The 24,477-nt window shown below is 72.6% G+C and carries 24 protein-coding genes; 4 read left to right on the top strand and 20 right to left on the bottom strand.

The features are described from left to right. Positions 1–3: 3 nt before the first annotated feature. From KVF89_RS29350 to KVF89_RS29325, 6 genes are all read right to left on the bottom strand, one after another. Positions 4–555 (bottom strand): hypothetical protein, encoded by a 552-nt coding sequence (locus KVF89_RS29350; RefSeq protein WP_257430716.1) that lies wholly within the window; start codon positions 553–555, stop codon positions 4–6. After that, positions 552–2,327 (bottom strand): alpha/beta hydrolase, encoded by a 1,776-nt coding sequence (locus tag KVF89_RS30540; protein ID WP_257430714.1) that lies wholly within the window; start codon positions 2,325–2,327, stop codon positions 552–554. Before KVF89_RS30540 ends, KVF89_RS29350 begins: the two co-directional genes overlap by 4 nt. Further along, positions 2,324–2,659 (bottom strand): hypothetical protein, encoded by a 336-nt coding sequence (locus tag KVF89_RS29340; RefSeq protein WP_257430712.1) that lies wholly within the window; start codon positions 2,657–2,659, stop codon positions 2,324–2,326. Before KVF89_RS29340 ends, KVF89_RS30540 begins: the two co-directional genes overlap by 4 nt. Positions 2,660–2,781: 122 nt before the next feature. Beyond that, on the bottom strand, positions 2,782–4,821 hold the full coding sequence (locus tag KVF89_RS29335; protein WP_257430710.1) for a vWA domain-containing protein: 2,040 nt from the start codon (positions 4,819–4,821) through the stop codon (positions 2,782–2,784). Next, a complete protein-coding gene (locus KVF89_RS29330; protein ID WP_257430708.1) occupies positions 4,818–5,228 on the bottom strand; it encodes an OsmC family protein in 411 nt (136 codons plus the stop codon). Before KVF89_RS29330 ends, KVF89_RS29335 begins: the two co-directional genes overlap by 4 nt. Continuing rightward, positions 5,221–6,672, bottom strand: coding sequence for a MoxR family ATPase (locus tag KVF89_RS29325; protein WP_257430707.1), 1,452 nt, complete (start codon positions 6,670–6,672; stop codon positions 5,221–5,223). The genes KVF89_RS29330 and KVF89_RS29325 overlap by 8 nt, the downstream gene beginning before the upstream one ends. Positions 6,673–6,724: 52 nt before the next feature. On the opposite strand from KVF89_RS29325, the gene KVF89_RS30535 reads away from it, so the two are divergent. Beyond that, a complete protein-coding gene (locus KVF89_RS30535) occupies positions 6,725–7,561 on the top strand; it encodes an adenylate/guanylate cyclase domain-containing protein (protein ID WP_257430706.1) in 837 nt (278 codons plus the stop codon). A 24-nt stretch (positions 7,562–7,585) separates the two neighbouring features. On the opposite strand, the gene KVF89_RS29315 is transcribed toward KVF89_RS30535, so the two are convergent. From KVF89_RS29315 to KVF89_RS29290, 6 genes are all read right to left on the bottom strand, one after another. Continuing rightward, positions 7,586–8,770: a lipid-transfer protein gene (locus tag KVF89_RS29315; RefSeq protein ID WP_257430705.1), complete on the bottom strand. Its 1,185-nt coding sequence runs from the start codon at positions 8,768–8,770 to the stop codon at positions 7,586–7,588. Beyond that, on the bottom strand, positions 8,767–9,222 hold the full coding sequence (locus tag KVF89_RS29310; protein WP_257430704.1) for a Zn-ribbon domain-containing OB-fold protein: 456 nt from the start codon (positions 9,220–9,222) through the stop codon (positions 8,767–8,769). Before KVF89_RS29310 ends, KVF89_RS29315 begins: the two co-directional genes overlap by 4 nt. A 68-nt stretch (positions 9,223–9,290) precedes the next feature. Then, complete coding sequence (locus KVF89_RS29305) at positions 9,291–11,096, bottom strand: VanW family protein (protein WP_257430703.1); 1,806 nt, start codon at positions 11,094–11,096, stop codon at positions 9,291–9,293. A 25-nt stretch (positions 11,097–11,121) separates the two neighbouring features. Continuing rightward, a complete protein-coding gene (locus KVF89_RS29300; protein ID WP_257430702.1) occupies positions 11,122–11,508 on the bottom strand; it encodes a hypothetical protein in 387 nt (128 codons plus the stop codon). Beyond that, positions 11,505–12,428, bottom strand: a complete 924-nt coding sequence (gene mshB / locus KVF89_RS29295) for an N-acetyl-1-D-myo-inositol-2-amino-2-deoxy-alpha-D-glucopyranoside deacetylase (protein ID WP_257430700.1) — start codon at positions 12,426–12,428, stop codon at positions 11,505–11,507. Before mshB ends, KVF89_RS29300 begins: the two co-directional genes overlap by 4 nt. 32 nt (positions 12,429–12,460) lie before the next feature. After that, on the bottom strand, positions 12,461–12,757 hold the full coding sequence (locus KVF89_RS29290) for a hypothetical protein (RefSeq protein ID WP_257430698.1): 297 nt from the start codon (positions 12,755–12,757) through the stop codon (positions 12,461–12,463). Here KVF89_RS29290 and KVF89_RS29285 point away from each other — a divergent pair. Beyond that, positions 12,756–13,907: a hypothetical protein gene (locus KVF89_RS29285; protein WP_257430696.1), complete on the top strand. Its 1,152-nt coding sequence runs from the start codon at positions 12,756–12,758 to the stop codon at positions 13,905–13,907. The two genes, KVF89_RS29290 and KVF89_RS29285, sit on opposite strands and share 2 nt — an antisense overlap. Before the next feature lie 19 nt (positions 13,908–13,926). Here KVF89_RS29285 and KVF89_RS29280 read toward each other — a convergent pair whose 3' ends face one another. The 4 genes from KVF89_RS29280 to tdh all read right to left on the bottom strand — a co-directional run bounded on the left by KVF89_RS29280 (position 13,927) and on the right by tdh (position 18,672). Continuing rightward, positions 13,927–14,991: a threonine aldolase family protein gene (locus tag KVF89_RS29280; protein WP_257430694.1), complete on the bottom strand. Its 1,065-nt coding sequence runs from the start codon at positions 14,989–14,991 to the stop codon at positions 13,927–13,929. Positions 14,992–15,011: 20 nt separating this feature from the next. Beyond that, positions 15,012–16,385 carry a DUF6421 family protein gene (locus KVF89_RS29275; RefSeq protein WP_257430692.1) on the bottom strand — a complete coding sequence of 458 codons (1,374 nt, stop codon included), beginning with the start codon at positions 16,383–16,385 and terminating at the stop codon, positions 15,012–15,014. 62 nt (positions 16,386–16,447) lie between these two features. Next, on the bottom strand, positions 16,448–17,629 hold the full coding sequence (locus KVF89_RS29270) for a glycine C-acetyltransferase (protein ID WP_257430690.1): 1,182 nt from the start codon (positions 17,627–17,629) through the stop codon (positions 16,448–16,450). Further along, on the bottom strand, positions 17,629–18,672 hold the full coding sequence (gene tdh, locus KVF89_RS29265; protein ID WP_257430688.1) for an L-threonine 3-dehydrogenase: 1,044 nt from the start codon (positions 18,670–18,672) through the stop codon (positions 17,629–17,631). The genes KVF89_RS29270 and tdh overlap by 1 nt, the downstream gene beginning before the upstream one ends. A 90-nt stretch (positions 18,673–18,762) precedes the next feature. Between tdh and KVF89_RS29260 the strand changes: the two genes are divergently transcribed. Beyond that, complete coding sequence (locus KVF89_RS29260; RefSeq protein WP_257430686.1) at positions 18,763–19,677, top strand: LysR family transcriptional regulator; 915 nt, start codon at positions 18,763–18,765, stop codon at positions 19,675–19,677. A 22-nt stretch (positions 19,678–19,699) separates the two neighbouring features. Then, positions 19,700–20,167: a nucleoside deaminase gene (locus tag KVF89_RS29255; RefSeq protein ID WP_257430684.1), complete on the top strand. Its 468-nt coding sequence runs from the start codon at positions 19,700–19,702 to the stop codon at positions 20,165–20,167. A gap of 34 nt (positions 20,168–20,201) precedes the next feature. On the opposite strand, the gene KVF89_RS29250 is transcribed toward KVF89_RS29255, so the two are convergent. The 4 genes from KVF89_RS29250 to xdhC all read right to left on the bottom strand — a co-directional run bounded on the left by KVF89_RS29250 (position 20,202) and on the right by xdhC (position 24,475). Next, on the bottom strand, positions 20,202–20,744 hold the full coding sequence (locus KVF89_RS29250; RefSeq protein WP_257430683.1) for a hypothetical protein: 543 nt from the start codon (positions 20,742–20,744) through the stop codon (positions 20,202–20,204). Positions 20,745–20,762: 18 nt separating this feature from the next. Next, positions 20,763–22,895: a transglutaminase domain-containing protein gene (locus KVF89_RS29245; RefSeq protein ID WP_257430682.1), complete on the bottom strand. Its 2,133-nt coding sequence runs from the start codon at positions 22,893–22,895 to the stop codon at positions 20,763–20,765. Then, positions 22,895–23,545, bottom strand: coding sequence for a hypothetical protein (locus KVF89_RS29240; protein WP_257430680.1), 651 nt, complete (start codon positions 23,543–23,545; stop codon positions 22,895–22,897). Before KVF89_RS29240 ends, KVF89_RS29245 begins: the two co-directional genes overlap by 1 nt. An 87-nt stretch (positions 23,546–23,632) precedes the next feature. Beyond that, positions 23,633–24,475, bottom strand: a complete 843-nt coding sequence (gene xdhC, locus KVF89_RS29235; protein WP_257430679.1) for a xanthine dehydrogenase accessory protein XdhC — start codon at positions 24,473–24,475, stop codon at positions 23,633–23,635. Between the last annotated feature and the right edge of the window lie 2 nt (positions 24,476–24,477).

Raw genomic sequence — 24,477 nt, 5'->3', positions numbered from 1 at the left:
ACTCTACGAGGCCGGCAGGTCCTCCAGCCCGGCGACGGGCCGGGCGTCGTACGCACGCGCGACGTCACCGGACGTCTCGATGCACTCCGATCCGAGGTCGACCTGCACGAGGCTCGGCGCGATCTGGAGTTGCAGCAGCAGTCGCCCCTTGCCGGCCGTGAGCAGCACCTGGTCGCCGGGGTCGTCGACCGTCCAGCCGTCGGCCTCGAGCAGCGCCACGGCGGCGGCCGTCGCCTTCTGCCGAGTGAGGCCGGACGCGGAGTCGAAGTGCACGAAGCTGTTGGTCACCACGCCGCGCGGCGACGGGCCGTCCCCACAGATCGTGAACGACCGGCTGCCCCGCGCCCTCTCGAGCCGGAGGGTGCGGGCCACGTCGCGCAGGACCCCCTCGAGGGCGTCGTCGGACGCCGCGACGACGGCCTCGACGGCTGCAGTCCCCTCGGCGCCCTCGGGACCGGCCGGTGCGGCGCCATCGGCGCACCCGGACAGCCCGGGGGCCGTCAGGACGGCGACGATGACGGCGCGGGCCACGGACGGTGTCCGGCGCGTGGTCACCGGAGCCCGCCGAACCGGGTCTGCTCCCAGAGCCAGGTGCCGGCCTCGGCCAGGCCGTGACCGACGCTCGCGGCGCTCGACGCGACCAGCAGCTCGGACAGGGTGAGGTGCGCGCTGCCGCCCGCCCCGCGCGGCGGCTGCTCGCTCACCTCGCCGCCAGCGCCCGCGACGACGTGCGCCACGTTGTCGAGGGAGGCCCCCTCGAAGTAGGACGTGTGGTTGTCGAGGAGCTCCTCGGCCCTCAGCGCGCCGTCGCCGGTCTCGAACCGGGTGCCGCCGAAGCCGTCGTCGGCCGGGTCCTGGCCGAGCGGGCCGACGCCCCCGAGCAGGGTCACCGGATCGTGGTCCTTGCTGCCGACCCAGACCTCGGCCGAGGTGAGCTCCCCCGCCGTGGCGGCAGGGACGCCGGGGCTGCCGAGCAGGACCGCGTCATCGACCGGAAGGCCGCCGGTGAGCGCGTGGCCGAGGGTGGTCGAGCCGTAGCTGTGCCCGATCGCCGTCAGGTGGGCGGGCGCGCCCTGGTCGGAGGCCCGGATGCCGTCGACGAAGTCGGACAGTCGCTCGCCGCCGGCCTCCGCCTTGTCGGACAGGGCGACGCCCCCGAAGTCGAGCTGCCCGAACGGGTCGAACGGGTTGAGGGGGTTGCCGCTCGGCGCGTCGTAGTCGGCCCAGTGGACCGACGCGACGCTGCCTCGGTCCTCGGCGACCGCTGCCTGGTGCAGGGCAAGCGTCTTGTCGAGGTTGCCGGACAGGCTCGCGGCCTCGGTGGTGAGCCCGGGCACGTTGACCGACACGTGGCCGGCGGTGTCGGGGTCGCCGAAGCTGACGGCGACGCCGCCGTCGCCGGAGTGCAGGCCCGGGGTGTAGGCGATCAGCTCGGTGAGGTGGGTGCCGGTCCCGGTGTCGCGGAGGTCGCGGTACTCCTCCAGACCCTGGTGGACGTGGGACGCGTTCGCCACGAGCCTCTTCTCGTCGTGGGTGAGCTGCCCGTCCTCGCCACGTTGGGCGTAGAGGTCGAGATCGCGGGCGAGCTCGCCCCGGTTGGCCTCGTCGCGGTCGCTGACCGGCACCCCGCCGGCGTTGCCGACCAGCTCGGGATGCTCGGTGGTCAGCGCCTCCTGCTCGGCGCGGCGGAGGCCGCGCCACCACGCGGCCAGCGCCGCCGGGTCGCCCAGCAGGGCGCGGAGCCGGCGGGCGAGGTCGGCGGAGCCCGGTCGGGCGGGGTCCGCGGCGAGCTCCCTGCCTTCGACGGTGGTGTCGACGGACCGGAGCGCGGCGACCAGGTCCGTCTCCGCGTCGGCCTCGTCCTGGCCCCACGCGGCGATCCGGACCCGCAGGTCGTCGGCCCGGGCGGTGAGCTGTGCGGCCCGCTGCCGGAACTCCGGGAGCCGGTCGTCGCCGGTCGCCGCGACGACCTCGGCGGCGAGGGCGTCGATCTCGTCGTTGAGCCCGTTGCGCCGCACGGTGAGGTCGTCGCGCCGGCCGAGGAGCCCCGCCAGCCGCTCGCCGAAGCGGTCCGCCGCGGTGACCGCCCGGTCCAGGGCGGCCTCGCCGGCATCGAGCCGGGCGGCGAATCGGGTGGACGCGTGGTCGTGGGCGTCGGCGGCGTCACCCGCCCACGCCGGCGCCCCTGCCGAGGCCGCCCGGTCCTGGACGTTCTTGACCGCGATCGTGACGGCGCGCAGGTCGGTGGCGAGGTCCTGGGCACCGGCGGGCTTCGAGTCGAGGAGCGGACAGGCCGGGACGTGGGCGGGCACCTGGACGATCGTCACGGCCGGCTCACCTCCCTGACGGCCGCGTCGCGCTCCGCCCACGGGAGCAGCGAGCGCAGCCGCTCGGCCTGCGCCCGGTCGACGACCACCAGCCGCCGGTGGAAGAAGACGAACTCCTCGGCGTAGCCGGCGGCCAGAGCAGCCGCCGCCTTGAGTTCGTCGGCCCACGGCTCGGCGAAGCCCGTGACGGCGGCGGCGACGGTGGCGGACAGGTCGGTGGTCGAGGCCGCGGCGAGGCGGCGCCAGGCACCGTCGAGCTCGTCGCCGACGAGATCCCAGCGCTCGCGTGCGGCGCGGAGGACGGCGTACGGGACGTCGAGGATCACGGCCATGACGGCACCGGTGGGGTGAGGTAGGGGTTCATGCACCGTCGGCTGCCCGACGGTCACCGCCGGGAAACGAGCGATCCCGGTTGTCCACAGCGGACCCGGGATCCCCGCTCAGGAAGGGCCTCTCAGCCGACCCAGAAGCCGCGCGAACCGAACCAGTCGCCGTACGTCCCCGGCCCGGAGCCGCCCGATCCACCGGCCCCGCCACCGCGGGATCCGAGATAGGACCCGACGACGGCCGCACCGAGGTCGCCCGACTCGGGAGCGATCACGGAGCCGTCCACGCGGCGCGCCATCGACTCGATGAAGCGCGCGAGGCCCGGATCCTCGCCGAGCCGGAAGAAGGTCGTCTGCGCCCCGAGCCGGCGAGCGTTGTCGAGCTCGCGGACGGAGAGCGCGATCGTCATCGGGTGCGGCGGGTAGGAGAAGGAGACCTCGCCGCTCGACTCCAGGTGGGAGGTCGGCTCACCGTCGGTGACGATCAGCAGCACCGGCTGGGCATTGGGGTGCTTGCGGAAGTGACGGTTGGCGAGCAGCAACGCGTGGTGGAGATTGGTGCCCTTCGCCCAGCGGGCATCGAGAGCGGTGAGCTCCTCGATCCGCATCGTCTGGGCGTGCCGGCCGAAGCCGATCAGCTCCAGGCTGTCGCCGCGGAACCGGGAGCCGATGAGGGTGTGCAGCGCCAGCGCGGTCTGCTTCATCGGCACCCAGCGCCCGTCCATCGCCATCGAGAAGCTGGTGTCGACGCACAGCGCGACGGCGGCCTGGGTGCGTGCCTCGGTCTCCGCGACCTCCACGTCGTCGATCGACAGGAGCGGACCACCGGGGTCGCCGGCGCGGCGCAGGACGCCGTTGAGCATGGTCCGAGGCAGGTCCCACGGCTCGGTGTCGCCGAACTCCCACGACCGGGTCGCGCCGGACAGGTCGCCGGCGGCGCCGGCCTGACGCAGGTCGCGCTGACCCTGACGGCCCGACATCCGCTGGGCCACGTCGCGCAGCAGCGCCTTCCCGAGCTGGCGCATGGCCTTCGGCGTGAGTCGCAGCTCGCCGTCGAAGCCACGCTCCATCGCACCGGACTCGCGCAGCGCCTTCTCGAGCTCCTGCAGCTTGCGGGCATCGACCGCGGCCTCGTTGCCGAGCTGGCGGGCCAGCTTGTCGAGGTCGACCCAGGAGAGATCGGCGGAGCCGAAGCGGGCGCCGCCCATATTGCCCGCCTGGGCGAGCTGGTCGGCCAGCGCGTCGAGGTCGGCGAGGTCCTGCAGGACACCGGTGCCGTCGCCCAGGCCCAGGCCCTGGTCGCCGTCGCCGAACTGCTCCGAGCCGCCCCAGTCCTCGCCCGGGCGCAGAGACATCAGGTTCTGGTCGAGCCGGCCCAGCTGCTCCACCAGCGCCGGGGAGCCGAAGGCCTGGGCGGAGAGCTGCATCAGCTCGGCGCGCTGCTCGGGGCTCATCGAGTTGAGCATCCGCTGGGCGGCGGCCGAGCGCTGGGCCATCGCGTCGATCAGCTCGTCGACGTCGCGCGGGTTCTCCGGGAAGTGCTGGCCGTGCTTGGCCATGAAGTCGTCGAAGTCCTGCTGCGTGTCCTGGCCGGCCGCGTGCTGCTCGAGCAGCTCGTTGAGGTCGGTCAGCATCTCGTTGATCGCCTGCCGGTCCTCCGCGGTGGCGTTCTCCAGCGCCTGCTTCATCCCGGCGAAGCGCTGGTCGAGGAGCTCGCGGCCGAGCAGGTCCTTGATCTGCTCGAAGGCCTCGCGCGCCTCGCGGGACTGCCAGTCGTAGTCGCCCAGCTCGGTGACCGCGGCGGCGGGCGAGTCCGGCAGGCTCTGCAACCGCAGCTCGCGGAAGGCGCGCTCGCCGTCGTCCATCATCGCGTCACGGGCCAGCTGCTTGCGCTCCTCCAACACGGCCTTCTCCAGCAGCTCGCGGACCTCGTCGAGCGTGCCGTCGAGGTTGTGCCGCTGGAGCAGGTCGCGACGTCGCTCGGCCACCCGCCGGGCGAGGTCGTCGAGGCCGGCCTGGTCCTGTCCCCCGCGGCGCAGGAACTCCCGCATCGCCCGCTCCGGGCTGTAGCCGGCCATCACGTCCTCGCCGATGGCGTCGAGCGCCTCGGCGATGTCGACCGGCGGGGCGAGCGGGTCGCCGCCGTCGTACCTGCGGTAGCGGCTCACGTCAGCCTCCGTCGTACGTCGGCCCCGGCACGGATCGCCCGCGGGATCTCGGCGACCTCCTCGACCACCTCGAGCAGCAGCTGCACGGTCTCGGAGGGGGCGGTGGTGTCGAGGGTGATGTCGTAGGCGATGCCGGTGGAGGTCCCCACGTCGTCGAAGCCGCCGTCGGCGGTCACGGCGACCCCGTGCACGGGCACCTCGAGCCGCCGCGCCTCGCGGTAGGTGTCGTTGAGCACGCACAGCGCCACCGCGAGGTGGAGCACCTGGGCACCGTTGGTGGCCGGTCCCGCGAGGACGCCCTCCTCGGTCCAGGCGTGCGGGAGCACGACGCCCTCGACTCGACGCCCCCCGTCGTCACGGAGGGTGCCGGAGCCGACGCGGACCGCGTAGGGCGAGGGATCAGCCATAGACGGTCTCGACCCCGTCGGAGTCCTTGCCGATCTTGCGGGCCAGGAACAGGCCCTCGAGGGCGAGCTCGATCGCGGCGGCGCGCTCGCCGTCGGTGCGACCGCCACCGGCCACCCCCGGTGACGGGGGACAGACGCGCTCGCAGACCTGGTCGTAGAGGTCGGACTCCCCCAGCACCGGCAGCCCGGCCAGGACGTCCCGCGCGGACACCTGGCCGCCGGTGACGACGGTCGCGCCCTCCTCGACGGCCTCCACGAGCAGCGCGAAGTCGAGGCCGCGGAAGCGCTCGCGGACGGTCTCCGCGGTCGCCGTGCGCAGCAGGTGGGTGAGGATCTCGCCCTCCCGGCCCTCCTCGCCCGACTCGAACTCGATCTTGCCGCCGAGGACGTCGACCGCGGTCTCCAGGTCGACGACCCGCGCGACGGCACGGTCCTCCCCCTGGATCGTGGCGCGGCGCAGCGCCGCGGCGGCGATGGTCTCGGCACCGGCGATCGCGAAGCGGGCAGAGACCCCGGAGCGCTGGTCGACGGCGCTGGAGTCGCGCAGGTTGCGGGTGAAGCGGGCCAGGATCTCGACCAGGAAGTCGGGGACGTCGACCAGGTCGGGCAGCAGGTCCGCCTCCTGCCGGACGACGGCGATCTCTGCCTCGAGCGCCTTCGGGTAGTGGGTGCGGATCTCGGCGCCGAAGCGGTCCTTGAGCGGGGTGATGATCCGGCCGCGGTTGGTGTAGTCCTCCGGGTTCGCCGAGGCGACGACGAACACGTCGAGCGGCAGCCGCAGCACGTAGCCGCGGATCTGGATGTCGCGCTCCTCCATCACGTTGAGCATCGCGACCTGGATCCGCTCGGCCAGGTCGGGCAGCTCGTTGATCGCGACGATGCCGCGGTGGGAGCGCGGGATCAGGCCGAAGTGGATGGTCTCCGGGTCGCCCAGCGAGCGGCCTTCGGCGACCTTCATCGGGTCGACGTCACCGATCAGGTCGGCGACGCTCGTGTCGGGCGTGGCCAGCTTCTCGGCGTACCGCTCCTCGCGGTGCCGCCAGGAGATCCGCAGGTCGTCGCCGTACGACGCCAAGGCCGCCTTGGACGTGACGGTGACCGGGTCGTAGGGGTGCTCGCCGAGCTCGGATCCGGAGATCACCGGCGTCCACTCGTCGAGCAGGCCGACGAGGGTGCGCAGCAGCCGCGTCTTGCCCTGGCCGCGCTCGCCGAGGAGAACGACGTCGTGGCCGGCGATGATCGCCCGCTCCAGCTGCGGGATGACCGTGTCCTCGAGGCCGTGGAGACCGGGCCAGGGGTCCTGGCCGGCGGCGAGCAGGGCGAGCAGGTTGTCGCGCAGCTCGGCCCGCAGGTGCTTGTGCTGGTGGCCGGAGGCACGGAGCTCGCCGAGGGTGCTGATCGTGGGGGCGGACGTCGGAGCCGTCCTCGGAGCCGGAGTGGTCACCGTCTCACGCTACTGCCGCCCGCAAGACCCCCGCGGGCCCTAGTCTTCGATCGTGGCGGTCGTCGTCGTGCTCCTGTGCCTCCTGGTGGCGGGCCTGCTCGGTCTGGTCGTGCTGTTCGCCCGGGATCGTGCCCGGCTGCAGGAGCGGCTCGCCGACGCCCGGACGCACATCGCCCAGCTCGAGTCGGACCTCGACGCCGCGCTGCGCCCGCCGCCGCCCGCCAACTCGGCCGAGCGCGCCGTACGCCGGGTGATCCGGACCGCGTCGAAGGTGCGCTCCCACGGCATCACCGGCCTGATCCAGAGCACGGTCGAGGACCTGCAGAGCTGGGCCAGCGACGACGAGCGCGCCGACATCCTCAACATGGCCGACTCGGACGGCACGGTCACCCTGTTCTTCTCCGACATCGAGGACTCCACGCCGCTCAACGACCGGCTCGGCGACGCGACCTGGGTGAAGGTCCTCGCGGCCCACGACCGGGTGCTGCGCACCCGGATCGAGAGGTACCGCGGGCAGGTGGTGAAGACCGCCGGCGACGGCTTCATGGTCGCCTTCCGCGACACGGAGGCCGCCTGCCGAGCAGCGCTCGGCATCCAGCGCGACCTGCCACGTGACGTGACGCTGCGCCGCTACGGCCCGATCCTGGTCCGGATCGGCGTCCACACCGGCCAGGTGGTCGCCCGCGACGGCGACTACTTCGGCCGCAACGTCGCCATGGCCGCCCGCGTCGCGAACCTCGCCCGGGGCGGCGAGATCCTCGCCAGCGACGCCGTCCGCGACGCGCTGGACGACGACGCCGCACTGGCCCTGGTCGAGCGTGACGCAGTCGAGCTCAAGGGCCTCACCGGCGAGCACGTCGTCTGGGAGATCCGCCCTCCCGGGAGCTGAGTCCGGCCCGACACCACGTCGGGCTCAGACGGAGAGGATCACCGACGAGCCGTGGCCGAAGAGGCCCTGGTTGGCGGTGATGCCGACCTTGGCGCCCTCGACCTGACGGCCCTCGGCGCGGCCCTGGAGCTGCCAGGTGAGCTCGCACACCTGGGCGATCGCCTGGGCGGGCACCGCCTCGCCGAAGCACGCCAGGCCACCGGAGGGGTTGACCGGGATCCGGCCGCCGAGGGTGGTGTCGCCGGCGCGGAGCAGGGCCTCGGCCTCGCCGCGCTTGCACAGCTGCAGGTCCTCGATCCAGTCCAGCTCGAGCGCGGTCGAGAGGTCGTAGACCTCGGCGACGTCGACTTCGGAGGGGTCGATCCCCGCCTCCTCGTACGCCGCCTGGCCGATCGCCTCCTTGAAGGTCCGCTCCGGCACCCCGGTCACCGCCGACGAGTCGGTGGCGAGCAGCGGCATGTCGATCACCGTGTTGGGGAAGGTCGGCGTCACGGTCGACACCGCAGCGACCGTCACCGGCGACGCGATGCCGTGCCTCTTGGCGTAGTCGGCGCTGGTCAGCACCACCGCGGCCGCGCCGTCGGAGGTCGCGCAGATGTCGAGCAGGTGCAGCGGGTCGCAGACCACCGGCGAGGCGAGCACCTCGGCGACCGTCGACTCCTTGCGGAAGCGCGCGTAGGGGTTCGCCAGGCCGTGCTTGGCGTTCTTGACCTTGACCTGGGCGAAGTCCTCGGACGTCGCGCCGTAGAGGTCCATCCGGCGGCGCGCGTAGAGCGCGAAGTACGCCGGGTTGGTCATGCCGAGCAGCCGGAACCGCAGCCAGTCGGGGTCGTTCCAGCGCTCGCCCGCGTTGGGGGCGAGGAAGCCCTTGGGGGTGGTGTCGGCCCCGACCACCAGCGCGACCTCGCTCATGCCCGCCAGGATCCGGGCCCGGGCGGTGTCGATGGCCTGGGCACCGGTCGCGCAGGCGGCGTACGACGTCGCGATCCGCGCGCCGTTCCAGCCGAGGGCCTGGGCGAAGGTGGAGCCGGCGACGTAGCCGGCGTACCCGTTGCGGACGGTCTCGCCGCCGACGACGAGGTCGACGTCGGCCCACGCGATGCCCGCGTCGGCGAGCGCCGCCCGGGCGGCGTGCACGCCGTACTCCGTGAAGTCGCGGCCCCACTTGCCCCAGGGGTGCATGCCCGCACCCGTGATGACGACGCTCATGCGCTCGCCTCCTGTCCGGCGATCGGCTTCCAGCGGTAGATGGTGCGCTCCCCGGTCTCGTCGACGTTGAGCGTCTCGACGACCAGCTCCACCTCGGTGCCGACCTTCAGGTCGCTCACGCCGTAGCCGTCGGCCACCTGGCCGAGCACCACGAGCCCCTCGGGCAGCTCGACCGCGGCCAGCGCGAACGGCTGGAACGGGTCGCCCGCGGGCTGGTACGGCGCCGGCGGCTGGTACTGCGCGTCCGTGTAGGACCACACCCGGCCCCGGCGGGAGAGCTCGACGCTGTCCTGCTCCTGGCCGTCGCAGGCGGGGTTGCGGCAGTAGAACGCGGCCGCGCCGGCGGCGGACGACACCGGCGGGAACACCACGTTGCTGCATCGCGTGCACCGGGAGGCGAGCAGTCGGGGCTCGGCTCCCGTGGTGAACCAGCCTTCGATCACGGGGGTCATGGACCCATGCTACCAAGCAAGTGCTTGGTGAGTGACGGTCGTCCGCAGGGGACCGGACGGGGCCAGGCTCAGCCGTCGCCGGGGTCGGGGTTCCCCGCCGCCGGCGGCTTCGGCTGCTCGCACTTCACCGTGTCCGAGGGCGTGTAGACCGTGTGGAACTTCTCCGTGTGGTCGACCGCCGACTCCTTGTGCTTGCGGAAGATCCGGGTGACGTCGACCTGGAAGCCCGACCAGCCGGTGTGCGGCTCGCAGTCCGGGGTGGTCAGCGTGCGGGTGGCCGGCGGGACGTAGGCGTAGCGGGCGGAGGTCTTGGAGTCGATGTCCCAGACCTTCGTCGACCACATCTGGACGGTCACCTTGCCCTGGCGGGACCAGGTGCTCGGCACCACCCAGGCGTGGATGAGGACGCCGTACTCGGTGTCGTTCTGGAAGCGCAGGTCGACCGTCGGCCAGGCGACCGTGGCCTCACGGCCGACCGGGTAGCGGTCGATGTAGAACGAGTGCGGCTTGTGCTCGATGTCCTTGAGGCCGGCGAAGAACATCGCGTTGAACATCGTCGTCGCCATCTGCGAGACGCCGCCGCCGAGGTCCTTCTTCAAGATCCCGTTGCTGATGATGTAGCCCTCGGTGAAGCCGTTCTCCGCGGTGCGCTCACCGACGATCCCGTTGAGGGAGAACTCCTCACCGGGCTTGAGGACGGTGCCGTCGATCAGCTCCGCGGCGCGGCCGATGTTGATGTTGCGGTAGTCGGCGTGCGGGTAGAGCGTGTGCTCCTCGGAGACCAGCTCGACGATCTTGAGGTTCTCGGCGTCCTGGGTCGTGAAGGCGGCGTCCACCACCTGCGCGGTGACCGGACCGCTGCGGGAGCCCTCGGGGGCGGTCAGCAGCCCGAGGAAGACCTGGGCCGCCTCGCCGGGGTCGAACGTGACGCCGGGCTTGGCCGGGACGACCTTCGGCTTGCTCTTCTTGTTCAGCTTCACGGTCGCGTCGACCGGCTCACCGTTGGCGGTGGCGCCCTTGACCAGCTCGGCGAGGACCGCCTCGTCGACGGCCGGGGCGAGCTTGCCGTTCTCGGGCCTCATCGACAGCGCGCCCGCGAACCGGCGCGGGGTCAGCTTGACGTCGTTCTCCCCGAACTGGAGGGTCACGGCGTTGGCCATCGCCGGGTTGGCGAAGGCGTCGAGCGCCTCCGCGACGTCGGCGGCGTCGATGTCGGGCTGCGCCGGGGCGACCTCGAGCTCGACGGACGTCTCGCCCGCGAGGAAGGCGTCGGTGATCGCCGTCCGGGCCTGGTCGCGGTCGACCGCCTGCCCCGCCTGGGGCTGCGTGGTCTGCACGCCGTCGGCGGTGAAGGTGACCGTGCCGTCCTCCGGTGGTGTGCCGAGGCCCTCGGAGAGCTCGGTGAGCCTCTCGTCGAGCAGGTCCTCGTCCACGTCCACGACGGCGTCGACGTCGCCGCCACCGGTGAAGTAGTCCCACTGGCGAGCCGGGCTCCACGACTCGCCGGCACCGGCAGCGTCGACCGACGCGGCGTAGTCGATGGCGAGGCCGATGTCGCCCGGCTCGACCTTCGCGTCGTTGGCCTTGCCGGTCTGCCCCTGGTGCCCGACGCTCACGGTGATCGGCGTGTCGGCGCGGGGCCCGAAGGCCTGCTCGAGCTTCTCGATCGCCGCGTCGCGGGTGAGCCCGCCGACCTCGACGCCGGAGATGGCGGTGCCGGTGGGCACCTTGTCGCCGGCGACGGCATGGGCGGCGACGTACCCGCCCCCGGCGAGCAGCACGAGCAGGACGATGACGACGACGACGATCCGGCCGCCGGGCCGCTCGGCCTTCGCCGCCGAGTCCCCGCGCGTATCAGAGTCCCAGAAGGTCACACGCGCCATCCTAAGGAGGGGTTGCTCACCCGTCCGCATTCTCAGTCGCGCCGGGAGCGGCGGACGGGGCAGCGGACGGGGCAGCGGAGCGCGACAGCAGTCCCAGGAAGCCCGAGGCGAGGACGACGGCACCGAACGCCAGCAGCAGGTAGCCGGAGGCGTCGCTGGACACGACGTAGTCACCCTCCGGCCGCTGGACGCTCGCCACGCCGAGCATCGCCGTCCAGCCGAGGGCGAAGGGCAGCCGCCGCCACCAGCCGCCGGGGAGGGCCACCAGCGTGGCCGTCGTCGCGGCGATGCCGAGGCCCAGCCCCCAGCCGTAGCCGTGGAGCAGGACGGTGGCCAGCCCGACGCCGGCGCCGAGGAGCAGGCAGGCGAGCGCGACCAGCGGGCGAACCGGTCCCGCTCTCACCGCTCCGGGATGCCGGCGAAGAGGTCGGTCTCCCAGCCGGTCTCGGCGTCGAGCGGACCGGCGACGCCCTTGACCAGCCGGAACTGCTCACGCCCGAAGGCCTCGGCCCCCACGTTGTTGGACAGCGCGAAGAACGGCCCGTCCGTGGTGATCTGGGTGGCATGCGCACGCAGCGCGTCGAGCTTGCGCTCGACGTGCTCGCTCGCGTCGACCTCGCACGAGATGTCCTCGTCGCGCCGGAACATGGGCGGCAGGTTGTCGGGGTCCATGCCTTCGAAGGTCGTCGTGTCGCCCGCCTCCCGCAGTCGGCGCAGGCCCTCGCGGATGCGGCTCTCCGCGATGGCGCCCCAGTAGATCTTCGCGATCTCGAAGGGCTCGCCCAGGTCCCGCCGGTACGACGCCACGGCCGCGAGCTGCGCGGCGTACATCGCGACCCGGTGGGCCTGGATGTGGTCCGGGTGGCCGTAGCCGCCGAACTCGTCATAGATCACCAGCACCTGCGGGCGCACCTCGCGGATGACCGCGACGAGGTGGTCGGCGGCCTCGGTGAGGTCGGCGTTCCAGAAGGCGTTCTCGTGCACGTCGTCGGCCGCCACCGCGTGACCGTCCTCGTGCCACTTCATCCCGGAGTCGCGGTAGGTGCCGAATCCGCCGAGGAACCGGTGGTCCGTGACCCCGAGCGCCTTCATCGCGTCGTCCAGCTCACCGCGGCGGTGCTCACCGAGCCGGTCCTCCTTGTCGGCGGCGAGATGCTCCAGCTCGGGCACCAGGATCTCGCCCATCTCCCCCGCCGTGCAGGTGACCAGCGTGACGCCCCGACCCTCCGCGACGTACTTCGCCATGGTGGCGCCCTGGCCGATCGACTCGTCGTCGGGGTGGGCGTGCACGAGGAGCAGCCGGTGGGCGGCGGTTGCGGTCATGGGGACGAGCCTAATGAGGGGACCCGCGCGCTTCACTCCGGGCGCTTGATCCGCCGCGGCGCGTCGGGGAGCGGAAGCACGAGCCCCGCCTGGTCGGGTGCACCCGGAGACCCGTCGGGATCCTCGTCGCGGTCCAGCCACCCGTCGTAGGTCTCGACGAGCATCTCGAGCTGGATCTCGGGCGCGTCGGTGACGATCGCCCACGGGTGGTCCTCGTCGTCGTCCTCGCCCGCGAGCCGCTCGCGGACCACCTCGGCCGAGAAGCCGCCGCGCACCAGCACCGACGCGGCCGCCCGCGCGTCGTCCTCGTCGAAGAAGATGCCCCGCATGGCGCCATCATCCCAGCCCTACGCCGACATCGGGGAGCCCCGCGGTCACCAGGCGACTGCGCAACTCCCCGATCCGCCGGAGATGCTGCGCTCGGCTACCGTGGCGGCCGTGTCCGGACTGCACCTGACCCGCACGGCCGAGAACGGCGACGAGATCGAGGCGCTCGTCGCCGCACTGACCTCCGACGGCGGCGGCCGGGTCGGGATCGCAGCCATGGCCGCGGATCTGCCGCTCCGGCTGCGGCGGACGTTCGCGCCGCTCCCCCGGCTGCTCGGCCTGAAGGTGAGCGCGGCGTGGACCTGGGAGGCGGCCGACCGACGTGACCGGAACTGGTACCCCCAGGGCATCACCACCTCCGCGCAGACGGGCTTCCGCGAGCGGCACGGCCACGACGTGCTGGTCAGCTCCTGGTACGCCCGGACCGCCGGCGGCTCCCGGATCAGCGTCGTGGACCTGGCTCGCCGCCGCTACGGCCACGTGCTGCTGGTGGTGCCGACGCTCGAGGACGGCCGGGCGGGCTTCAAGCCGCTGAAGGTGCATGCCGGTGGCATCGTGTGGCACGACGACTTCCTGCACGTCGCGGCGACCGGCGCCGGCATCCACAGCGCCCATGTCGGCGACGTGCTGCGGGTGCCGGCCGGGTCGCCGTACCGCACGTTCGGGCACCGCTACGTGCTTCCGATCCGGTTCACCCAGCAGAGCGGGCACGACGAGGGCGTGGAGCGACTGCGGTACTCCTTCCTCACCCTCGACCGCAGCCAGGAGCAGCCGGCCCTGCTCGTCGGTGAGTACGGGTCCGCGGCGCAGACCCGCCGGATGGCCCGGTTCGCGATCGACCTCGCCAGCGGGCTGCCCCACCACGCCGCCGACGGGCGCTCGGTCGCCGAGGTCGACGACCGCGGCGTACCGCGGATGCAGGGGGTGGCCGCGGTCGACGGCACCTATGTCATCACCCGGTCCCGCGGGCAGCACCGGCCCGGATCCGTGTACGTCGGCCTGCCGGGTGCCCTGCGCGAGCACCGCTGGGCGACGCCGCCGGGCCCCGAGGACCTGGTGTGGTGGCCCGAGACGGGCTGCCTGTGGTCGGTCAGCGAGCACCCGCGCCGGCGCTGGGTGTTCGCGATGCGGCGTCAGGACCTGCCGGGCTGAGTCCGGACCGAACCCGGGGTCAGCGGCCCATCTCCTCGCGCAGCGCAGCGAGGAACGCGTCGACGTCGTCCTCCGTGGTGTCGAAGGAGCACATCCAGCGCACGTCGCCGGCGGCCTCGTCCCAGAAGTAGAAGCGGTGCCGCTTCATCAGCCGGCGGCTGGCGTCGTGGGGCAGCCGGGCGAAGATGCCGTTGGCCTGGACCGGGTGGAGGATCTCGACGCCGTCGATCTCCCGGACCCCGGCGGCGAGTCGCTGTGCCATCGCGTTGGCGTGGTCGGCGAGCCGCAGCCACAGCCCGTCGGCGAGCAGCGCCTCGAACTGCACCGAGACGAAGCGCATCTTGCTGGCGAGCTGCATCGAGAGCTTGCGCAGGTGCTTGAGGTGGCTGACGCCGTCGGGGTTGAGGACCACGACGGCCTCGCCGCCGAGGGCGCCGTTCTTGGTCGCGCCGAAGGAGAGCACGTCGACGCCGGCGTCGGACGTGAACTCCCGGACCGGTACGCCGAGCGCGGCGGTGGCATTCGCCAGCCGGGCGCCGTCGAGGTGCAGCCGCATGCCGAGCTCGTGGACGTGCTCGGCGAGCGCCCGGACCTCGTCCGGGGTGTACAGCGTGCCCACCTCGGTGGACTGGGTGATCGAGACGACCTGCGGCATGGCGCGATGCTCGTCCTCGAAGCCCCAGGCGTGCCGGTCGACCAGCTCGGGGGTCAGCTTGCCGTCGGGTGTCGCCACGGTGTGCAGCTTGAGCCCGCCCATCCGCTCCGGGGCACCGCCCTCGTCGCTGTGGATGTGCGCGGTGTCGGCGCAGATCACGGCGCCCCACCGGTCGGTGAGCGCCTGCAGGCCGATCACGTTGGCGCCCGTGCCGTTGAAGACGGGGTACGCCTCGACGCCGGCCCCGAACAGGCCGGCCATCATCGTCTGGAGGTGCTCGGTGTAGGCGTCCTCGCCGTACGACACCTGGTGTCCGCCGTTGGCGAGCGCGAGCGCCGCCATCACCTCGGGGTGCACGCCCGCGTAGTTGTCGCTGGCGAACTGGCGGGCGTCGGGGTCGTGCCGGCGCTGTGCTGCGGTGTCGGCCACGGGTGATGTGCTCCGTTCAGTCAGGCGGCGGCACGGATGCCGCGGGTCTCCGCGATGACGTTCTTGAGCTTCTTCGCCAGCGCCTCGAAGAACATACTCAACGGGAACTCGTCGGGCAGCACATCGTCGACGAGCTCGCGCGGCTGCCGGGTGAGGTCGAGCGCCTCGGCACCGCGCGCCCACTTCGAGGCGGGGTGCGGCGCGAGGTAGCGGCTGACCAGCGCGTAGCCGGCCTGCCAGTGCACGAGCTTGGGCCGGTCGATCCCGTCGCGGTAGAGCTGCTCGATCTCCGAGCACAGCGCTCCGGTCGTCTCCCGCGCGAGCTCCCAGTCGATCCGCAGCGTGTTGTCGGTCCAGCGGATCGCGTCGTGCCGGTGCAGATAGGCGAAGAGCAGCTGGCCGCCCAGTCCGTCGTAGTTGCGGCTGCGCTCGCCGGTGACCGGGAAGCGGAACATCCGGTCGAGCAGGATCGCGTGCTGCACGTCGGTCGCCTGCGTGACCCCCTCGGCCTCGAGCTCGACGGCGGCCTTGAACGCGGTGAGGTCGCAGCGCAGCTCCTCCAGCCCGTACATCCAGAACGGCTGCCGCTGCTTGATCATGAACGGGTCGAAGGGCAGGTCGCCGTGGCTGTGCGCCCGGTCGTGGATCATGTCCCAGAGCACGAACGCGTCCTGGCTGCGCTGCTGGTCGTCCATCAGGCCGCGCACCTCGTCGGGCAGGTCGACGCCGAGCAGGTCGACGGCGGCCCGGCTGACCCGCCGGAAGCGGGCGGCCTCGCGGTCGCAGAAGATGCCGCCCCAGCTGAACCGCTCAGGCACCTCGCGCACCGCGACGGTCTCGGGGAAGAGCACGGCGGAGTTGGTGTCGTAGCCGCTGGTGAAGTCCTCGAACGCGATGCCGCAGAACAGCGGGTTGTCGTAGCGGGTCGCCTCGAGCTCGGACAGCCAGTCCGGCCACACCATCCGGAAGACGACGGCCTCGAGGTTGCGGTCGGGGTTGCCGTTCTGGGTGTACATCGGGAAGACGACGAGGTGCTGGCGACCGTCGGTGCGCTCGCGCGCGGGCGTGAAGGCCAGCAGGGAGTCGAGGAAGTCCGGTACGCCGAACCCGGTCTCGGCCCAGCGGCGGAGGTCGGCGACGACGGCACGGTGGTAGGCCGCGTCGTGCGGGAGCAGCGGCGAGAGGTGCTCGACGGCGTCGGTGACCCGCGCCACCGCGGCGGCCGCCGCCTCACGGGAGGGCGCGCCCTCGGCGCCGAGATCGATCGAGCCGTCGGCGAGCTGCCAGGTGCGGATCTCCTCGACGACGTCCTTCAGCGCCCGCCACGCCGGCTGCGCCACGACGGCGTCGCCGCGGAGGTCCTTGCGGTCAGCGAATGAAAGAAGATCCGTCATAGCTCCATTAGACAGGAGATCTTCCTGTCAGATCAATCCGAGGGCGACACTCCTGGTCCACATCAGGCCTGGGACGCTTCGCGTCCCGCGACGAAGGCGGCCACGCAGCGGCGTACCTGGTCCTCGGTGTGGGCGGCGGAGAGCTGGACCCGGATCCGGGCCTCGCCACGGGGCACGACGGGGAAGCTGAACGCCGTCACGTAGACGCCGTGCCGTTGCATCTCGTCGGCGACCCGGGCCGTGAGGGCGGCGTCCCCGAACATCACCGGGACGATCGGGTGCTCGCCGGGGAGCAGGTCGAAGCCCTCGGCGCCCATCAGCTCCCGGAAGAGCGCGGCGTTGGCGCGCAGCCGCTCGCGCAGCTCGCCGGAGTCCTCCACCAGGTCGAGCGCCCGCAGTGTGCCCGCGACGATCGTGGGGGCCAGGGTGTTGGAGAAGAGGTACGGGCGCGAGCGCTGCCGCAGCAGGGCGACGATCTCGCGGTGCGAGGAGACGTACCCGCCGGACGCGCCGCCGAGGGCCTTGCCGAAGGTGCCGGTGTAGATGTCGACCCGGTCGGCGACACCGCACAGCTCGGGCGTCCCGCGGCCACCGGCCCCGATGAACCCGACCGCGTGCGAGTCGTCGACGAGCACGAGGGCGTCGTACCTCTCGGCGAGGTCGCAGATCTCGCGCAGCGGCGCGAGGTAGCCGTCCATCGAGAACACGCCGTCGGTGACGACGACCCGGAAGCGCGCGTCGGCGGCGGCCTTCAGCTGCTCCTCGAGATCGGCCATGTCACGGTTGGCGTAGCGCAGGCGGCGCGCCTTGGAGAGCCGGATGCCGTCGATGATCGAGGCGTGGTTGAGGGCGTCGGAGATGATCGCGTCCTCGGGCCCGAAGAGCGTCTCGAAGACGCCGCCGTTGGCGTCGAAGCACGACGAGTAGAGGATCGTCTCCTCGGTGCCGAGGAAGTCCGAGAGCCGGCGCTCGAGCTCGAGGTGCTGCTCCTGGGTGCCGCAGATGAACCGGACGCTGGCCATCCCGTAGCCCCAGGTGTCGAGCGCCCCGCGGGCGGCGTCGAGCAGTCGCGGGTCGTCGGCCAGGCCGAGATAGTTGTTGGCGCAGAAGTTGAGCACCTCGGCGCCGTCGGCGACGATCTCGGCCCGCTGCGGGCCGCGGATGCCGCGCTCGCGCTTGGTGAGCCCGGCCCGCTCGATCCCGTCGAGCTCGTCGGTGAGGTGGTTCCTGAAGTCTCCGTACATCACAGCTCCGTCCAGTCCAGCACGACCTTGCCGACCCCGGCGGACGCCGCGATCGCGAATCCCTGCTCCCACTCGCGCGCGGGCAGCCGGTCGGAGATGACCGACCCGATCGCCTCGCGCAGGGTGCTGCTCGACTGCAGCATCGCGCCCATGGCGTTCCAGGTCTCGAACATCTCGCGACCGTAGATGCCCTTGAGGGTCAGCATGTGCGTGACGACCTTCCCCCAGTCGACGGCGAACGGTGCGCTCGGCAGGCCGAGCATCGCGATCCGGCCACCGTGGTTCATGTTGTCGATCATCTGCGGCAGCGCCGACGGGGCGCCACTCATCTCGAAGCCGACGTCGAAGCCCTCGCGCATGTGCAGCACCCGCTGCACGTCGGCCACGGAACCGGTCGACACGTCGACGACGGCATCGGCTCCCATCCCCGTGGCCAGCTCGAGGCGGGCCGGACTGACGTCGGTCCCGACGACGTACCGGGCGCCGACGTGGCGGGCGATCGCTATCGCCATCAGCCCGATCGGGCCGCAGCCGGCGACCAGGACGTCCTCGCCGACGAGCGGGAAGGCCAGCGCCGTGTGCACCGCGTTGCCGAGCGGGTCGAAGATCGCACCGAGGTCGGGTGCGACGTCGGGATGGTGGACCCACACGTTGCTGGCCGGCAGGCCGAGGTACTCCGCGAACGCCCCGTCGCGCTGCACGCCGAGGCCGACGGTGCGGATGCACATCTGGCGTCGCCCGGCGCGGCAGTTGCGGCAGGTGCCGCACACGATGTGGCCTTCGCCGGAGACGCGGTCTCCGACCGCGACATCGTCGACGAGCGGGCCGACCTCGACGACCTCGCCGTAGAACTCGTGACCGGGGGTCAGCGGCGCCCGCACCGCGCCCGCCGCCCAGTCGTCCCAGCGCAGGATGTGGAGGTCGGTGCCGCAGATGCCCGTGCGGAGCACGCGGATCACCACGTCGGCCGGACCACAGACCGGGTCCGGGCGGTCGACGAGCGCGAGCCCGGGGCCCGCCTCGGCCTTGAAGAGCGCCTTCACAGGTCCATTGCAGCGCTCCGCGACCGTGCAGAGCAACGGGCACTTCCTGCATGGTCTGTTAAGAGATCACTTCACCGTAGGCTGGGTCGCGTGGAGATCCACCAGCTGACGATCCTGCGCGAGCTCGGCGCCCTCGGCAGCGTCACCGCCGTCGCGGAGGCGCTGCACGTCTCGCCGTCCGCGGTCTCGCAGCACCTGGCCGCGCTGCAGCGACAGTTCGCGACCCCCCTGACCCGGCGCGAGGGACGGGTGCTGACGCTGACCGACGCCGGCCGGGTCCTCGCCCGGGCCGGCGCGGGCGTCATCGACGCGATGGCGGCGGCCCGCACGGCCGTCGAGCAGTTCGAGGACTCCCCCGGCGGCACGGTCACCCTGAGCAGCTTCCACAGCGCGGGCCAGGCGCTGTTCGGCCCGCTGCTGCGCGAGCTCGACGCCGGCCCCGACGCGCCCGAGCTCCGGCTGACCGACGAGGACGTCGCCCAGCGCGACTTCCCGGCCCTCACCGCCCAGTACGACCTCGTGCTCGCCCACCGGATGGAGCACAGCCCGCCCTGGCCCACCGACGACCTGCACGTCGTCACCCTGGCCCGCGAGCCCCTGGACGTCGCCCTCCCCGCCGGCCATCCCCTCACCGCACGCGACCGGCTGCGCCCGCGCGACGTGGTCGGCGAGCGCTGGGTGACCAGCCGGGCCGGCTACTCCCCCGACGACGTCCTCACCGCCGTCGCCGCACTCACCCGGCGCAGCGCCGACGTCGTCCACCGCGTCAACGACTACGGCGCCGTCGCGGCGCTGGTCGCCGCCGGATCCGGCATCGGGCTGCTGCCGCGCTACACCTCCGCCCACCCGTACGACGACGTCGTGCTCCGCCCCCTGCACGGGCTGAGCACCAGCCGCACCATCGACGTCCTCGCGCGCCCCGAGGCCCTGCGCCGCCGCTCGGCGCAACGCGTCGTCCAGGCGCTGCGCCGCGTCATGGAGCGGCTCGTGGCGTCACAGGGTTGACCTGCCTTGTTGAATGGGCGCCATGAGCGAGGAGACCTGGCTGGCCCGCGCCGTGGCGCTGGCGACCGCCAATGTCGCCGACGGCGGCGGGCCGTTCGGTGCCGTGATCGTCCGCGGCGAGGTCCTCGTCTCCGAGGGCCAGAACCACGTCACCCGTGACCTCGACCCGACCGCTCATGCCGAGGTGGTCGCGATCCGCGCCGCCTGCACCTCGCTCGCGACCTTCGAGCTGGCCGGCTGCACGCTCTACACGTCCTGCGAGCCCTGCCCGTTGTGTCTGTCTGCCGCTCTGTGGGCACGCCTGGACCGCGTCGTGTATGCCGCCGACCGGGACGACGCCGCCCGCGGCGGCTTCGACGACCGCGCCTTCTACGAGCTCTTCGACCGGCCGCGCTCGGCGTGGTCGATGGACGTCGCCAACGTCCGCCTGCCCGATGCCGCCGCTCCCTTCGACGCCTGGCTGGCCAACGAGGCGCGCACGGCCTACTGAGATCGGTCCTGCGATCGGCCCGGGGAGCGGATCGTCAGGACACCGCCACGACGGTGACCACCGTGACCAGGACCACGAGCAGCAGGCCGACCGCGAAGCCCACGGCCAGGAGTGGTCCGTAGCCGACCCGGCGCACCGGAGCGCCCGACTGCCGCAGCGCGGCGAGGAGCTCGTGACCGCCCTGCCGCGCGAACGCGGACGCGTCGGCGGCGAGGTTGCCGGCACGAGCCGCCGCGGTCCCGCCGTGGGCGACACCGGCTCCCGCGAGACCGGCCACCGAGCCTGCGGCGGCGAGTCCCGCCCCGATGACCGGTCCGTGCGGCCGGGCCAGCACGGGGTACGCCGTACCGCCCACCGTCACGGTGATCCGCTGGGCGGCCGAGCTCACCCTCGCCTGGTGGACCGGGACCCGGAAGACGTCGACGAAGCCCGTCGGGCTCTGCCCCGGTGCCAGCAGCGCGATGACGCCGTCCTCGACGATCAGCCAGACCGGCACCGCACCGGATCCCCCCGGTGCCGTCCCATATCCCTGGAAGGCGGCACGAGGCTGCGGTTCGTAGGCGTTCAGGTTGCTCACCCTCTTCTCGATGCTGCGTCAGCGCGTCGCGTACTGGCCGACGTAGGCGTCGGCCACCCAGTCGTCGCTCTCGGAGCGCAGCGCATTGCCGGTGAACTCGCCGTCGCGGATCATCAGATAGCGGGTGCCGTCCGAGGAGTTCCAGGGCCCGCCCGGGTCGTTCCACGTCACGTCCACCGCGCGCCAGCTGTCCCCGACCTTCACCTTGTTCCACGCGTGAGCGCCGCCGTTGGCGAGATCGCCGGTGACGACGACCGACTCGACGCCGGCCTCGTCCGCGAGCGCCTGGAAGGCGTACGAGTAGCTCATGCACACCCCGCTGCCGCTCAGCAGGATGCCCTGCTCCCAGGCGTAGCGGTACTTGTCCGGAGTGTCCGCGCGGTACTTCCCCGGCGATCCCTCGAGCGCTGCGTGGTCGTAGTCCGCGTTGTCCACGAGATAGCGGTTGAGCGCACTCACCTTGTCGGCCACGCTCATGCCCGCCGTGATCTCGCTCTTCACGATCCTCTCGGCAGCGTCGGCCAGCTGGTCCTGCAGCACCCGCTTCTCGGCCTGCGTGTACATCGGCTCCACGTGCAGGACGCTGCCGTCGAACGTCGACCGGTCGTAGTACGAGAGAGCGTAGGGATTCTGGTAGACCGCCTCGTCCCACGCATCCTCGACGCTGGGCAGGCCCGGCTGGTCGGCGAACTCGGAGAGGTCGATGGCCGTGGAGCCGGCGATCAGCTGCCCGGCGATGAACCTGGTCAGCTCGTTGCTGCCGAAGACCGGATAGTCCGGCGCAGGCAGCTCCGGGCTCGGCACCTGGGGATGGTCGACGTCGATCACGAGGCTGGACTCGGTCAGGCCGGCCTTCGGGTAGTCGCGCAGCGCGCGCTCGTTGAACGTCGCGACCGCGGCATCGATGTCGCCGACCTGGTCGGCCGGGATCCGGACCGGATCGACGAGCCGGGTCCCCTGGCCCCGCAACGGCACTCTCCAGAAGCGGCCCTGCCGGCGTACCTCGGCGCGGTCGACATAGGCGCCCGTCGCCCGGGTCGACCCGTCGATGGAGGCGAACAGGAAGCGGCTCGGCAGCGCCTGCAGGCCGCGGCTCCACACGTCGGCCCCGGCATCCCACTTCCGGTCGGACCGGACCGGAAGCGTCTCCAGGCCGCTGAAGTCGACCGCCGCCAGCACCGACGCCTGCCGATCCACGACAGCGACCACGCCGAGGCGGGCGTCGATCCTCTCTCCCGCCAGCTGGGGCAGCGAGGCCATGGTGGAGGCGTCGACCGTGGTCAGCTTCAGCACGTCGTTCTGGGTGCAGGAGGCACGCCGGCACCGCGTCGTCTCCGCTGACGACCAGGTGGTCTCCGTCGTCCGCCCGATGACCCGCACCGTGCCGTCGAGACTGCTGTCGCGCCGCTGCTCCAGGACCACGACGTACTCGGTCGCCCCCTCGACCGGCGACCACTCCAGCAGCGCGTCGCCCTCCTCGGTCACCGACGAGGCGACCTGGGCCGGCGCCGGCGTCTCGGCCTCGAAGTGGACCTCGGTGACCAGGGGTCGCGGCCGCTGGGCACCGTCGGGGGTGAGGTACTGCACGACGTACACGTGCGGGCTGAGGTTCCAGTAGGTGCCGAGGTCGGCCAGGGTTCCCTGGGCCTGCCCGCCCTCGTGCGTGATGTGCGTGCGGCGTACCTTCACCGGCGTGATCGCCAGGTGCGGATCCGAGCCGGACGAGGTCAGGTCCGGCAGGATCGAGATCGGCACGGGGCGCGTCAGGGCCGCGTCGGCGTACACCTCGATCTTGCCGGCGGCACCCAGCCAGGGATCCGCGACGTCGGCGTCATAGGTGGCCGGAACCGTCAGGTCCGCATCGGTGCCCACCCCGGTGACGACCGAGGTGAAGTCGTAGCCCGACAGCGCGTCGTCGACCTCCGCCGTGGTCGGGAGCTCGACACGGCTGTCCCCGATCAGACGCTCCCGCAGCTCGTCGCTCGTGCTCCGGCGCTCCTTCGGCTCCTCGTCGCGATCCAGCACCAGGACCGCGGTCACGCCGATGACCAGGACCAGCGCCAGGGCGAGGGAGCCCAGGACCGCCAGCCAGGGGAAGCCGCGTCGCCCGCCGCCCGTCGGCGGTGCGGGCGGATAGGGGTGACCCGACATCACTCGTCCATCCAGGTCGGCTTGTCCAGCGACGGAGCGGTGACCCGCGGGACGGGCGCGTCGTCCTCACGCTGGGGCAGCACGTCCGCGCAGGCCTCGATGACGGCGCCCTGCACGCGGGGGATCTCGCCCTGCTGCGTCGTGAGCTCGTCAGGCAGCGTCGTCTCCGGCGACTCCCCGCGCCCCAGGGCGTCCATCATGGACTGCTTCCACTCAGCGACCGCTCGGTAGTACGCCACGACGACGGTCGCCTCCGCCGAGACCAGCTCCTCGATCTCGTCGTCGGTGATGTCGGCGAGCGCCGCGTCGTACATCTCCTGCAGCTTGTCGGGGTCGAACTCGGTGGCCGCCCAGATCTCGCTGCTCGACACCACGTCCGCGTAGACCTCGCACGATGCCTCGTGAGCGCCACCGGCACCGCTGTCCGAGTCCTCCGCGTCCCCGCCACGCACAACCAGGGCGACGGCGCCGATCACGACCAGGACCAGCACGAGGCCGGCAGCCAGCAAGGCGAGGGTCAGTCCGGTGCGGCCGCGCTTCGGGGGCGGCCCGCCGGGGGCCGGCCAGCCCTGCGGGTACGGCGGCTGCCCGGGGGGCGGCGGGTAGCCGCCCGGTCCGGACGGAGGCGCACCTGGCTGGGGGTGATTCATGGAGAGGAGTCCTCACGCGCGCGTCGCGCTCGCAGTTCGTCGAAGCCAGGCCCTCTGGCTGGTGAACCTTAACCTCGGAGCGCGAACTCAAACCTGCCGGCCGCCGGTCGACGGGCCGGCCGGGATCGGGCGGCGGTCCGAGGCTGCGCCGAGGAGACCCGCGGCCACGGCGAGCGCGATCCGGGCCGGCTCCTTCCCCGTGATCGCGGGGTCCCCGATGGGCGTGCGCACCCGGGCGATCGCTGCCTCGTCGTGGCCCAGCTCGGCGAGCCGGACGCGGAAGCGGGCCCACTTGGCGCTCGACCCGATCAACCCGATCGAGCCCGGCACCTCGGCGCGGAGCAGCGCGTCGAGCAGCGCCAGGTCCTCGGCGTGGTCGTGGGTGAGCACGAGGACGTCGGTGCCGGCCGGCAGCTCCGCGATGACGAGCTCGGGCAGCACCGGGACCCGGTGCACGCGTACGTCGGCCGGGCCGGTCAGCAGCGGCGCGACCCGGTCGTCGGCGAGTTGGTCGGAGCGGGAGTCGACGAGGTGGAGCTCGAGGTCGTGGCGGCTCAGCAGCAGCGCGAGCTCGAGGCCGACGTGGCCGATGCCGAACACCGCGACCGAGCGCCGGACCGGCAGCGGCTCGTAGAGCAGGGTCACCCGGCCCCCGCAGCACTGGACGCCGTGCTCGGCAGGAGCCCGGTCGGAGAGGTCGTGGCGCTCGGTGGCGGGCGGCGCGGCCGGGTCGCGCAACAGGGCCCGGGCGCGTCGTACGGCCGTCTCCTCGAGATTGCCGCCGCCGATGCTCCCCCAGGTCGCCTCGGGCGCCACGACCAGCTTGGCGCCGGCAGCCCGCGGCGCGTGGCCGTGGACCTCGGTGATCGTGACGAGCACACCGGGCGTGCGGGTCTCGCGGAGATGCTGGAGCGCGCGCAGCCAGTCCATGC

Source organism: Nocardioides carbamazepini (genome assembly GCF_024614185.1).
GTDB lineage: Bacteria > Actinomycetota > Actinomycetes > Propionibacteriales > Nocardioidaceae > Nocardioides > Nocardioides carbamazepini.
The sequence above is the reverse complement of the archived record's forward strand: the minus strand, read 5'-3'. Positions and strand labels throughout refer to the sequence as shown.

Bases quoted from the DNA above. Each gene is read 5' to 3' on its own strand.
- KVF89_RS29245 (WP_257430682.1), bottom strand. From the start codon at position 22,895: ATGTCGGGTCACCCCTATCCGCCCGCACCGCCGACGGGCGGCGGGCGA.
- xdhC (WP_257430679.1), bottom strand. From the start codon at position 24,475: ATGGACTGGCTGCGCGCGCTCCAGCATCTCCGCGAGACCCGCACGCCC.
- KVF89_RS29255 (WP_257430684.1), top strand. From the start codon at position 19,700: ATGAGCGAGGAGACCTGGCTGGCCCGCGCCGTGGCGCTGGCGACCGCC.
- mshB (WP_257430700.1), bottom strand. From the start codon at position 12,428: ATGACCGCAACCGCCGCCCACCGGCTGCTCCTCGTGCACGCCCACCCC.
- KVF89_RS29340 (WP_257430712.1), bottom strand. From the start codon at position 2,659: ATGGCCGTGATCCTCGACGTCCCGTACGCCGTCCTCCGCGCCGCACGC.
- KVF89_RS29330 (WP_257430708.1), bottom strand. From the start codon at position 5,228: ATGGCTGATCCCTCGCCCTACGCGGTCCGCGTCGGCTCCGGCACCCTC.
- KVF89_RS29290 (WP_257430698.1), bottom strand. From the start codon at position 12,757: ATGCGGGGCATCTTCTTCGACGAGGACGACGCGCGGGCGGCCGCGTCG.
- KVF89_RS29240 (WP_257430680.1), bottom strand. From the start codon at position 23,545: ATGAATCACCCCCAGCCAGGTGCGCCTCCGTCCGGACCGGGCGGCTAC.
- KVF89_RS29315 (WP_257430705.1), bottom strand. From the start codon at position 8,770: ATGAGCGTCGTCATCACGGGTGCGGGCATGCACCCCTGGGGCAAGTGG.
- KVF89_RS29285 (WP_257430696.1), top strand. From the start codon at position 12,756: ATGGCGCCATCATCCCAGCCCTACGCCGACATCGGGGAGCCCCGCGGT.
- KVF89_RS29310 (WP_257430704.1), bottom strand. From the start codon at position 9,222: ATGACCCCCGTGATCGAAGGCTGGTTCACCACGGGAGCCGAGCCCCGA.
- KVF89_RS29275 (WP_257430692.1), bottom strand. From the start codon at position 16,385: ATGACGGATCTTCTTTCATTCGCTGACCGCAAGGACCTCCGCGGCGAC.
- KVF89_RS29270 (WP_257430690.1), bottom strand. From the start codon at position 17,629: ATGTACGGAGACTTCAGGAACCACCTCACCGACGAGCTCGACGGGATC.